The sequence below is a fragment of the Kitasatospora griseola genome (assembly GCF_014648555.1).
Taxonomy (GTDB): domain Bacteria; phylum Actinomycetota; class Actinomycetes; order Streptomycetales; family Streptomycetaceae; genus Kitasatospora; species Kitasatospora griseola.
On sequence record NZ_BMRI01000004.1, the window covers coordinates 337,554 to 346,691 of the forward strand.

Genomic DNA, 9,138 nt, shown 5'->3' on the forward strand with positions numbered 1-9,138 from the left:
GCCCCGCATTACTGGCCACCGCCCATCACGCGCACCACGTACTGCTCGTGGTCCTGGTAGTTCTGCGAGACGCCCGCCAGCCCCTCGGAGGTGCCGCCGACGGCGCTGCCGAGGGCGCCGATGTTCTCCCGGTTCGCGCTCGCGTGCTCCTGGTACGCCGACGCCAGGTGCTGGGCGTTCGGCAGGTGTCCGAAAGCATCGGACGAGATGGTGATCGCGGCGGTGGCCGACGCGATCCTGCTCAGCTGTTCGGACTGTTCCACGAGCAGTGACACATATCGGTCAAGCGCTCCCTGTTCCACCCGAAACCCGCTGTCCCCCATGGCAGTTGCCCTCTCTCGGCGACCTATGCAACAAGCCGGTCATCCTACTGATCCGTGGGCAAAGGCTTCGCAAACAGATGTCCGAAAAGGACTGACGCGGCCACCTGCGGACCAGCACAATGGCGGGGGAAGCAGGGGGTTGGCATGAGCGGGCGTCAGAAGACCGTCCTGACCGCGGTGGTGGCGGTCGTTCTCGCGGCGGTGGCCGCCGTACTGCTGTGGCCCGACCCGCACCCGCCGGTCGCCGCCCCGCCGCCCGCGCACAGCCCGTCCCCGGCACCTTCACCGAGTCCGTCCAAGGAGGTTCCGTACCCGTACTTCACCCCGGGGACGTGCTTCCAGGTGCCGCGGCTGAGCAACGTGCAGCAGCCCACGGCCGTTCCCTGCGACCAGCCGCACGACGCCGAGTCGATCGCCAACGCGGACCTGCCGGACGGGCTGGCCGACCTGCCGGCGATCTTCCGCAGCATGACCGAGCTGTGCAAGGAGCCGACCAGGCAGGCCCTGGCGCGCACCACCGGCGGCCCGCGGCACGGCACTTCGGTCGGCCTGCCGGTGGAGTTCTACCAGCAGGGCATGCGCGGCATCACCTGTGCGCTGACCTTCAAGGCCTGACCGCTGCGTAGGCTGTGCGGCATGTCGAGCCTTGCACGGGCCGAGCGTGCCCGTCTTTCCGGATTGTTGTCGGCGGCCGGCCCGGACCGGCCGACCTTGTGTGCGGGGTGGCTGACCAGGGACCTGGTGGCGCACCTGGTGGTGCGGGAGGGCCGGCCGGACGCGGCCGCCGGAATCAGGATCCGGCTGCTCGCCGGGTGGACCCGGCGGGTGCAGGACCGCACCGCCCAGCGCCCGTACGACCGGCTGGTGAAGTCCTTCCGCTCGGGCCCGCCCGCGCTGTCGCCGTTCAACCTGCCCGGCGTGGACGAGGCGGCGAACCTGCTGGAGTACTTCGTGCACGCGGAGGACGTCCGCCGGGCGGTCCCGTTCGAGCCGGAGCCGGTGGCGCCCGAGCTGGCGGAGACGCTGTGGCGGCGGGTGCCGATGGCGGCCCGGTTCGGCGAGACCCGCCCGCCGGTGTCGCTGAGGCTGGTGCGCCCGGACGACCGGGAGGTGACGGTCCGTCGGCACGACCGGCCGGTGGTGACGGTGACCGGCGAGCCCGGCGAGCTGGTGCTGTTCCTGTTCGGGCGCGGCGCGAAGGCCGCGGTGACAGTGCAGGGCGAGCCGGCGGCGGTCGCGGAGCTGGCCGAGGTGCTGCCGCTGCCCGAGGACTGACGGCGCGTCGGCCCGCCCCGCCGGGCCGGAGCTGCCAGCCTGGCGGTGGCCCGCCCACCCCGTCCTCCTTGGAGCGCCCATGGTCAGCACCGATTTCCGGACCGGATCGCCGAACTGGATCGACCTCGGCAGCCCCGACCTCGCCGAGTCCGAGCTGTTCTACGGCGCGGTGTTCGGCTGGACCTTCGAGTCGGGCGGCCCGGCGGCCGGCGGCTACGGCTTCTTCCGCAACGAGGGCCGCACGGTCGCCGCGGCCGGCCCGCTGACCGAGGCGGCGGCGCTGCCCGCCTGGACGGTGTACTTCCGCACCGAGGACGCCGACGGCACCGCGGCGGCCGTCACCCGGGCCGGCGGCACGGTGCGGGTGCCGCCGTCGGACGTGCCGGCGGAGGGCCGGTTCGCGCAGTTCACCGACCCGACGGGCGGCAACTTCGCGGTCTGGCAGCCCGGGCGGACCCGCGGCCTGGAGGCGGTCGGGGAGACCGGGGCGATGTGCTGGGCGGAGCTGCACACCTCCGACGCCGCCGAGGCGCTGCGCTTCTACCGGGCGCTGTTCGGCTGGCGGACCCGGGACAGCGGCGTGCCGGGCGTGGACTACACGGTGCTGTCGACCGCCGAGGGCGAGGACCCGTTCAAGGACTCGTTCGGCGGCGTGGCCGGGGTGCACCCGCGGGTGAACGTCGGCTGGCTGGCGCACTTCGCGGTGGCGGACGCGCTGCTGACCACCGATCAGGTGCGTACGTCCGGCGGGAGCGTCGTGGTGCCGCCGGAGCAGGTGCCGACGGTGGGGCGGATCGCGGTGCTGGCCGACCCGTTCGGCGCGCAGTTCGCGATCCTGGAGCCGGAGCCCCGTCGGTAGCCGTTCACCGACGGGGCGTCGCCGCGCTCAGCGGACGGGGTGCCCGGTGGTCCGCAGTTCGTCCTTGACCTGGCCGATCGTCAGGTCGCCGAAGTGGAAGACGCTGGCGGCGAGCACCGCGTCGGCGCCGGCGTCGACGGCGGGCGCGAAGTCGGCGAGCTTGCCGGCGCCGCCGGAGGCGATGACGGGCAGCGAGACGGCCTTGCGGACGGCGCCGATCATCTCCAGGTCGTAGCCGTCCTTGGTGCCGTCGGCGTCCATCGAGTTCAGCAGGATCTCGCCGGCGCCCAGTTCGGCGGCCCGCACCGCCCACTCGACGGCGTCCAGGCCGGTGCCCCGGCGGCCGCCGTGGGTGGTGACCTCGAAGCCGGAGGCGGTCTGGGTGCCCTCGGCGCAGCGCCGGGCGTCCACCGACAGCACCAACACCTGACGGCCGAAGCGCTGCGCGATCTCGCGGATCAGCTCGGGGCGGGCGATCGCCGCGGTGTTGACGCCGACCTTGTCCGCGCCGGCCCGCAGCAGCTTGTCGACGTCCTCGACGGTGCGCACGCCGCCGCCCACGGTGAGCGGGATGAACACCTGCTCGGCGGTGCGGCGGACCACGTCGTAGGTGGTCTCCCGGGAGCCGGACGAGGCGGTGATGTCGAGAAAGGTCAACTCGTCGGCGCCCTGGGCGTCGTAGAGCTTGGCGAGTTCGACCGGGTCGCCGGCGTCGCGCAGGTTCTGGAAGTTGACGCCCTTGACGACGCGTCCGGCGTCCACGTCCAGACAGGGGATGACGCGTACTGCGAGTGTCACGGCTGCTTGCCTTCCAGAGTGCGGGCCAGGCCGGGGCGGTGGGCCTCCACCTCGACCTCGACCATCATGCGGGAGTCGGTCAGGCCCTCGACCACCACGATCGTGGTGACGGGGCGGACCTTGTCGAACAGTTCCTTGTGGGCGCGGCCGGCCTCGTCGCAGTCCCGGAGGTGGTTGAGGTACATCCGGGTGCGGACCACGTCGGCGGCGGTAAGTCCGTAGGCGTCGAGCGCGTCGAAGGCCACCTTGAAGGCGGCGATCGTCTGCTCGTACGGGCCGCCCTCGACCGGGGCGACCCCGTCCTCGAAGGCGGTGCAGCCCGCGACCAGGACGAAGTCCCCGGCCGCCACTGCCCGGGAGTATCCGTACGCGTCCTCCCGGAGGGACGTCTCGGAGTGCTGAGGGGCGGCGGCCGGGGTTTCGTCGGTCATCGGGACACAGCCTCCAGGGCCTCTTCGAGGGTGAACTTCTGCTCGTAGAGGGCCTTGCCGACGATCGAGCCCTCGACGCCCTCCGGCACCAGGGTGGCGATCGCGCGCAGGTCGTCCAGCGACGACACGCCGCCGGAGGCGACCACGGGTCGGTCGGTGGCGGCGCAGACGTCGCGCAGCAGCTGCAGGTTGGGGCCGGTCAGGGTGCCGTCGCGGTTGACGTCGGTCACCACGTAGCGGGCGCAGCCCTCGGAGTCCAGGCGGGCCAGGACGTCGAACAGCTGGCCGCCGTCGCGGGTCCAGCCGCGGCCGCGCAGGGTGGTGCCGACCACGTCCAGGCCGACGGCGATCTTGTCGCCGTGCTCGGCGATCACCTTGGCGACCCACTCGGGGCTCTCCAGGGCGGCGGTGCCGAGGTTGACCCGGGTGCAGCCGGTGGCGAGCGCGGCGGCCAGCGACTCGTCGTCGCGGATGCCGCCGGACAGCTCGACCTTGATGTCGAGTCGGCCGGTGACCTCGCGGAGCAGGTCGCGGTTGCTGCCGGTGCCGAACGCGGCGTCCAGGTCGACCAGGTGCAGCCACTCGGCGCCGGCGTTCTGCCAGGCCAGGGCGGCGGCCAGCGGCTCGCCGAAGGAGGTCTCGGTGCCGGAGGCGCCCTTGACCAGGCGGACGGCCTGGCCGTCCCGGACGTCGACGGCGGGCAGCAGTTCGAGGCGGTTCGTCATGTTCCGTTGGTCTCCCAAGTCGGAGGGCGTCAGAGGGTGTCGACCCAGTTGGTCAGCAGGGCGGCGCCGGCGTCGCCGGACTTCTCGGGGTGGAACTGGGTGGCCCACAGCGGGCCGTTCTCCACCGCGGCGACGAACGGCTGCCCGTGGGTGGTCCAAGCCACCTTGGGGGCGCGGATCTTCTCCGAGTGGGTCTCCAGCAGCCAGTGCCGCACACCGTAGGAGTGCACGAAGTAGAACCGGGTGTCGGCGTCCATCCCGGCGAACATCCGGGTGCCCTCGGGGGCGTCCACGGTGTTCCAGCCCATGTGCGGGACGACCGGCGCCTCCAGCGGCTCGACCACGCCGGGCCACTCGTCGCAGCCCTCGGTCTCGACGCCGTGCTCGACGCCCCGCTCGAACAGGATCTGCATGCCGACGCAGATCCCCAGCACCGGGCGGCCGCCGGCCAGCCGGCGGCCGATGATCTGCTCGCCGCGCACCGCCTTCAGGCCGCGCATGCACGCCTCGAAGGCGCCGACGCCGGGCACCAGCAGCCCGTCGGCGTTCATCGCCTCCTGGAAATTCGAGGTGACGGTGACGTTGGCGCCGGTCCGCTCGACGGCGCGCTGGGCGGAGCGCAGGTTGCCGGAGCCGTAGTCCAGCACCACCACGTTCTTGCTCATGTCGCGGTACTCCTAGTAGCGCAGGATGCCGCCGGCCAGGCACATGGCCGACGCGAAGGCGAGGACGAGGATCACGCTCTTCGGCTTGTCCTGCTTCCAGAACGAGTAGACGCCGGTGGCGAAGAAGATCCCGAGGAAGATCATGACCGTCGCCATCAGAGGGCGCCCTTCGTGGACGGGAGGATGCCTTCGGCGCGCGGGTCGCGCTCGGAGGCGTAGCGCAGCGCCCGGGCCAGCGCCTTGAACTGGCACTCCACGATGTGGTGCGCGTTGCGGCCGTACGGGACGTGCACGTGCAGGGCGACCTGCGCCTGTGCGACGAAGGACTCCAGGATGTGCCGGGTCATCGTGGTGTCGTACGCGCCGATCATCGGTGCCATGCCCTCGGGCTCGGTGTGCACCAGGTACGGGCGGCCCGACAGGTCGACCGTGACCTGCGCCAGCGACTCGTCCAGCGGGACGGTGCAGTTGCCGAACCGGTAGATGCCGACCTTGTCGCCGAGCGCCTGCTTGAAGGCGGCGCCGAGGGCGAGCGCGGTGTCCTCGATGGTGTGGTGGGTGTCGATGTGGAGGTCGCCCTCGGTCTTCACCGTGAGGTCGAAGAGGCCGTGGCGGCCGAGCTGGTCGAGCATGTGGTCGAAGAAACCGACGCCCGTGGAGACGTCCGTCCTGCCGGTTCCGTCGAGGTCGATCTCGACCAGGACGGAGGTCTCCTTGGTGGTGCGTTCGACGCGGCCGATACGGGGCATGCGGGGTTACAGCTCCTTGATCACATTGGCGAGGGCGCCGAGGAAGGCGTCGTTCTCGGCGGGGGTGCCGGCGGTGACGCGCAGCCAGCCGGGCACGCCGTTGTCGCGGACCAGCACGCCCTGGTCGAGGATCGCCCGCCACACCGCGTGGGTGTCGGCGAAGCGGCCGAACTGGATGAAGTTGGCGTCGGAGTCGGTCACTTCGACGCCCAGTTCGCGCAGCGCGACCACCAGCCGGTCGCGCTCGGACTTCAGCTGCTCGACGTAGCCGAGCAGCGTGCCGGTGTGCTCCAGGCAGGCCAGCGCGGTGGCCTGGGTGACCGCCGACAGGTGGTACGGCAGCCGGACCAGCTGCACCGCGTCCACCACGGCCGGGTCGGCCGCCAGGTAGCCGAGCCGCAGCCCGGCCGCGCCGAACGCCTTCGACATGGTGCGCGAGACCACCAGGTTCGGGCGGCCCGCCAGCAGCGGCAGCAGCGAGGCGCGGTGCGAGAACTCGACGTACGCCTCGTCCACCACCACCATGCTCGGCTTGGCGGCCTGCGCGGCCTCGTACAGCGCGAGCACCGTGTCGGCCTCGACCGCGGTGCCGGTCGGATTGTTCGGCGAGCAGATGAACACCACGTCGGGGCGCAGCTCGGCGATCGTCGCCCGGGCCGCGTCCACGTCGATGGTGAAGTCCTCGTTGCGCGGGCCGGAGATCCACGCGGTGCCGGTGCCGCGGGCGATCAGCGCGTGCATCGAGTACGAGGGCTCGAAGCCGATCGCGGTGCGGCCGGGCCCGCCGAAGGTCTGCAGCAGCTGCTGCAGCACCTCGTTGGAGCCGTTGGCGGCCCACACCTGGTCCTTCGTCACCGCGTGGCCGGTGGTGTCGGTCAGGTACGCCGCCAGGCCGGCCCGCAGCTCCACCGCGTCCCGGTCCGGGTAGCGGTTGAGCTGCCGGGCGGCGTCGGCGACCCGCTCGGCGATCCGGGCCACCAGCGGCTCGGGCAGCGGGTACGGGTTCTCGTTGGTGTTCAGCTGGACGGGCACGTCCAACTGCGGTGCGCCGTAAGGGGACTGGCCGCGCAGCTCGTCCCGGACGGGCAGGTCGTCGATCTTCGTCACGAGCTGGGGACACTCCACTCGAATCGGGCCTTCACGGCATCCCCGTGACCGGGCAGGTCCTCGGCCTCGGACAGGTTGACCACGTGCGCGGCGATGTCGGCCAGCGCCGCGCGGTCGTACTCGACCACCTGGACGCCGCGCAGGAAGGTCTGCACGGACAGGCCCGAGGAGTGGCAGGCGCAGCCGCCGGTCGGCAGCACGTGGTTGGAGCCGGCCGCGTAGTCGCCCAGCGAGACCGGGGTGAAGCGGCCGAGGAAGATCGCGCCCGCGTTGCGCACCCGCTCGGAGACGGCGTGCGGGTCGGCGGTCTGGATCTCCAGGTGCTCGGCGGCGTACGCGTTGACCACGGCCAGGCCCTGGTCGAGGTCGTCGACCAGGATGATCCCGGACTGCGGGCCGCCCAGCGCCTCGGCCACCCGCTCGGAGTGCCGGGTGCGGGCGACCTGGGTCTTCAGCTCGGCCTCCACCGCGTCGGCCAGCTCCGCCGAGGCGGTGACCAGCACCGACCCGGAGGTCGGGCCGTGCTCGGCCTGGCTGATCAGGTCGGCGGCCACCTCGGCGGCGACCGCGGTGTCGTCCGCGATCACCATGATCTCGGTCGGGCCGGCCTCCGAGTCGATGCCGATCCGGCCGGCGAACAGCCGCTTGGCGGCCGCGACGTAGATGTTGCCGGGGCCGGTGACCAGGTTGACGGGCGCGCACTCCTCGGTGCCGAGCGCGAACATCGCCACCGCCTGGGCGCCGCCGACCGCGTACACCTCGTCCACGCCGAGCAGCGCGCACGCGGCCAGGATGGTCGGGTGCACCCGGCCGCCGAACGCCTTCTGCGGCGGCGAGGTGACGGCGATGCCGCGCACCCCGGCCTCCTGGGCGGGCACCACGTTCATCACAACGGAGGACGGGTAGACCGCCAGGCCGCCCGGCACGTACAGGCCGACCCGGTCCACCGGCACCCAGCGCTGGGTGACGGTGCCGCCCGGCACCACCTGGGTGGTGCGGCCGGTGCGCCGCTGGTCGGCGTGGACGGCGCGGGCCCGGCGGATCGACTCCTCCAGCGCGGCCCGCACCTTCGGGTCGAGCTGCTCCAGGGCCTCGGCGATCTGCTCGGCCGGGACGCGGGTGGACGTCAGCCGCACCCCGTCGAAACGCTCGGTGATCTCGATCAACGCCGCCACGCCGCGATGGCGTACGTCCTCCGCGATCGGCCGCACCTTCTCAAGGGCGGCCTCCACGTCGAACTCGGCACGGGGCAGCACGTCGCGGGGGTCCTGGTCGGAGCCGCGGAGGTCGATTCGAGAGATCACAGGCCCAAGTGTAAGGAGTGGCGAAAACCGGCAGCCCGGCATTTCAGTCCGTGATACGAAGGGTGAGACGGCTACAAGATCATCGGGGGGCGCGGTGGAGCAGGCACCGGACGACTGGACCGACACCGAACGCGGCCTGTGGGAGGCCTTCCGCCGCGGCGAGGTGTACGACCTGCGCGCCGGGCGTGTCGACGGCCCCGCCGACCTCGTCCTGCCCGCCCCCGCCGGCGCGGCCGTCCGCCCCGACCGGGAGAGCCACGGCCCGGACGACCCGTTCACCGCCGAGGAGTGGGGGCCCGGACGCACCGTCCGCGCCGAAGTGGTCGCCCGGCTGCTGCTGCACGGCCCCGAACCCGTCCCGGGCCGGGTCGCCTCGCTCAAACTCACCGGCGCCCGGATCACCGGCGACCTCACCCTGGCCGGCGGCCGGATCGACTGCTACGTCGAGTTCCAGCTGTGCCGCTTCGACCGCAAACTGCTGATCTCCGAGGCCGCCGCCGGCACCCTGCGGCTGGTCTCCTGCGCCCTCCCCCGGCTGGAGGCCTCCCGGCTCGCCACCGAGGGCGACATCCACCTCGCCCGCTGCGGCATACCCGGCGGCATCCGCCTCACCGACGCCCGGATCGGCACCGACCTGCTGCTCAACCAGGCCACCATCGGCCCCGACGCGCACGGCCGCGCGGTGTCCGCCGACGGCATCGCGATCAACCAGGACTGCGAGGCCGAGCGCCTCGAACTGCTCGGCGAGCTCAGCCTGCGCTCGGCCCGGATCGGCGGCCGGCTCTCGCTGCGCGGCGCCGCCCTGCGCTCCGCCCCCAACAACCCGAACGCGTTCAACGCCCCGCGGATCACCATCGGCCACACCCTGTACCTGTCCGGCTCCGACAACAGCACCTGGACCG

At 72.6% G+C, this 9,138-nt stretch carries 12 protein-coding genes and 1 pseudogene; 4 read left to right on the plus strand and 9 right to left on the minus strand.

All coding sequences use genetic code 11. The features are described 5' to 3' along the window. Window positions 1–8: 8 nt before the first annotated feature. Window positions 9–275, minus strand: a complete 267-nt coding sequence (locus IEZ12_RS07560; protein ID WP_100586985.1) for a hypothetical protein — start codon at window positions 273–275, stop codon at window positions 9–11. Window positions 276–467: 192 nt separating this feature from the next. Between IEZ12_RS07560 and IEZ12_RS07565 the strand changes: the two genes are divergently transcribed. The 3 genes from IEZ12_RS07565 to IEZ12_RS07575 all read left to right on the plus strand — a co-directional run bounded on the left by IEZ12_RS07565 (window position 468) and on the right by IEZ12_RS07575 (window position 2,457). Continuing rightward, a complete protein-coding gene (locus tag IEZ12_RS07565) occupies window positions 468–938 on the plus strand; it encodes a septum formation family protein (RefSeq protein ID WP_189271332.1) in 471 nt (156 codons plus the stop codon). A gap of 21 nt (window positions 939–959) precedes the next feature. After that, on the plus strand, window positions 960–1,598 hold the full coding sequence (locus tag IEZ12_RS07570; protein ID WP_043913433.1) for a TIGR03085 family metal-binding protein: 639 nt from the start codon (window positions 960–962) through the stop codon (window positions 1,596–1,598). Window positions 1,599–1,677: 79 nt separating this feature from the next. After that, on the plus strand, window positions 1,678–2,457 hold the full coding sequence (locus IEZ12_RS07575) for a VOC family protein (protein ID WP_189271333.1): 780 nt from the start codon (window positions 1,678–1,680) through the stop codon (window positions 2,455–2,457). Window positions 2,458–2,484: 27 nt separating this feature from the next. Here the strand turns inward: IEZ12_RS07575 and hisF are convergent, their stop codons facing one another. From hisF to hisD, 8 genes are read right to left on the minus strand one after another with little or no spacing between them, the layout of a single operon-like run. Continuing rightward, window positions 2,485–3,255: an imidazole glycerol phosphate synthase subunit HisF gene (gene hisF, locus IEZ12_RS07580; protein ID WP_043913438.1), complete on the minus strand. Its 771-nt coding sequence runs from the start codon at window positions 3,253–3,255 to the stop codon at window positions 2,485–2,487. Then, window positions 3,252–3,686, minus strand: a complete 435-nt coding sequence (locus IEZ12_RS07585; protein WP_189271334.1) for a Rid family hydrolase — start codon at window positions 3,684–3,686, stop codon at window positions 3,252–3,254. The genes hisF and IEZ12_RS07585 overlap by 4 nt, the downstream gene beginning before the upstream one ends. Beyond that, the gene (gene priA, locus IEZ12_RS07590; protein ID WP_035861549.1) at window positions 3,683–4,411 is read right to left on the minus strand and encodes a bifunctional 1-(5-phosphoribosyl)-5-((5-phosphoribosylamino)methylideneamino)imidazole-4-carboxamide isomerase/phosphoribosylanthranilate isomerase PriA; all 729 of its coding nucleotides are present in this window, start codon (window positions 4,409–4,411) and stop codon (window positions 3,683–3,685) included. Before priA ends, IEZ12_RS07585 begins: the two co-directional genes overlap by 4 nt. Window positions 4,412–4,440: 29 nt before the next feature. Next, complete coding sequence (gene hisH / locus IEZ12_RS07595; protein ID WP_043913441.1) at window positions 4,441–5,076, minus strand: imidazole glycerol phosphate synthase subunit HisH; 636 nt, start codon at window positions 5,074–5,076, stop codon at window positions 4,441–4,443. 12 nt (window positions 5,077–5,088) lie between these two features. Next, on the minus strand, window positions 5,089–5,232 hold the full coding sequence (locus IEZ12_RS37930) for a CG2302 family histidine operon protein (RefSeq protein WP_043913442.1): 144 nt from the start codon (window positions 5,230–5,232) through the stop codon (window positions 5,089–5,091). Then, a complete protein-coding gene (hisB, locus tag IEZ12_RS07605; protein ID WP_100586992.1) occupies window positions 5,232–5,825 on the minus strand; it encodes an imidazoleglycerol-phosphate dehydratase HisB in 594 nt (197 codons plus the stop codon). The genes IEZ12_RS37930 and hisB overlap by 1 nt, the downstream gene beginning before the upstream one ends. 6 nt (window positions 5,826–5,831) lie before the next feature. After that, the gene (locus IEZ12_RS07610) at window positions 5,832–6,932 is read right to left on the minus strand and encodes a histidinol-phosphate transaminase (RefSeq protein WP_189271336.1); all 1,101 of its coding nucleotides are present in this window, start codon (window positions 6,930–6,932) and stop codon (window positions 5,832–5,834) included. Beyond that, a complete protein-coding gene (hisD, locus tag IEZ12_RS07615) occupies window positions 6,929–8,236 on the minus strand; it encodes a histidinol dehydrogenase (RefSeq protein ID WP_189271337.1) in 1,308 nt (435 codons plus the stop codon). Before hisD ends, IEZ12_RS07610 begins: the two co-directional genes overlap by 4 nt. A gap of 94 nt (window positions 8,237–8,330) precedes the next feature. Here hisD and IEZ12_RS37935 point away from each other — a divergent pair. Continuing rightward, window positions 8,331–9,138: pseudogene (locus IEZ12_RS37935) on the plus strand (oxidoreductase); the annotation flags it as partial.

What these genes read in the sequence shown, in the direction of transcription:
- IEZ12_RS37930 (WP_043913442.1), bottom strand. Translation starts at nt 5,232, where the DNA reads ATGGCGACGGTCATGATCTTCCTCGGGATCTTCTTCGCCACCGGCGTC.
- IEZ12_RS07565 (WP_189271332.1), top strand. Translation starts at nt 468, where the DNA reads ATGAGCGGGCGTCAGAAGACCGTCCTGACCGCGGTGGTGGCGGTCGTT.
- IEZ12_RS07570 (WP_043913433.1), top strand. Translation starts at nt 960, where the DNA reads ATGTCGAGCCTTGCACGGGCCGAGCGTGCCCGTCTTTCCGGATTGTTG.
- IEZ12_RS07585 (WP_189271334.1), bottom strand. Translation starts at nt 3,686, where the DNA reads ATGACCGACGAAACCCCGGCCGCCGCCCCTCAGCACTCCGAGACGTCC.
- priA (WP_035861549.1), bottom strand. Translation starts at nt 4,411, where the DNA reads ATGACGAACCGCCTCGAACTGCTGCCCGCCGTCGACGTCCGGGACGGC.
- IEZ12_RS07575 (WP_189271333.1), top strand. Translation starts at nt 1,678, where the DNA reads ATGGTCAGCACCGATTTCCGGACCGGATCGCCGAACTGGATCGACCTC.
- hisB (WP_100586992.1), bottom strand. Translation starts at nt 5,825, where the DNA reads ATGCCCCGTATCGGCCGCGTCGAACGCACCACCAAGGAGACCTCCGTC.
- hisH (WP_043913441.1), bottom strand. Translation starts at nt 5,076, where the DNA reads ATGAGCAAGAACGTGGTGGTGCTGGACTACGGCTCCGGCAACCTGCGC.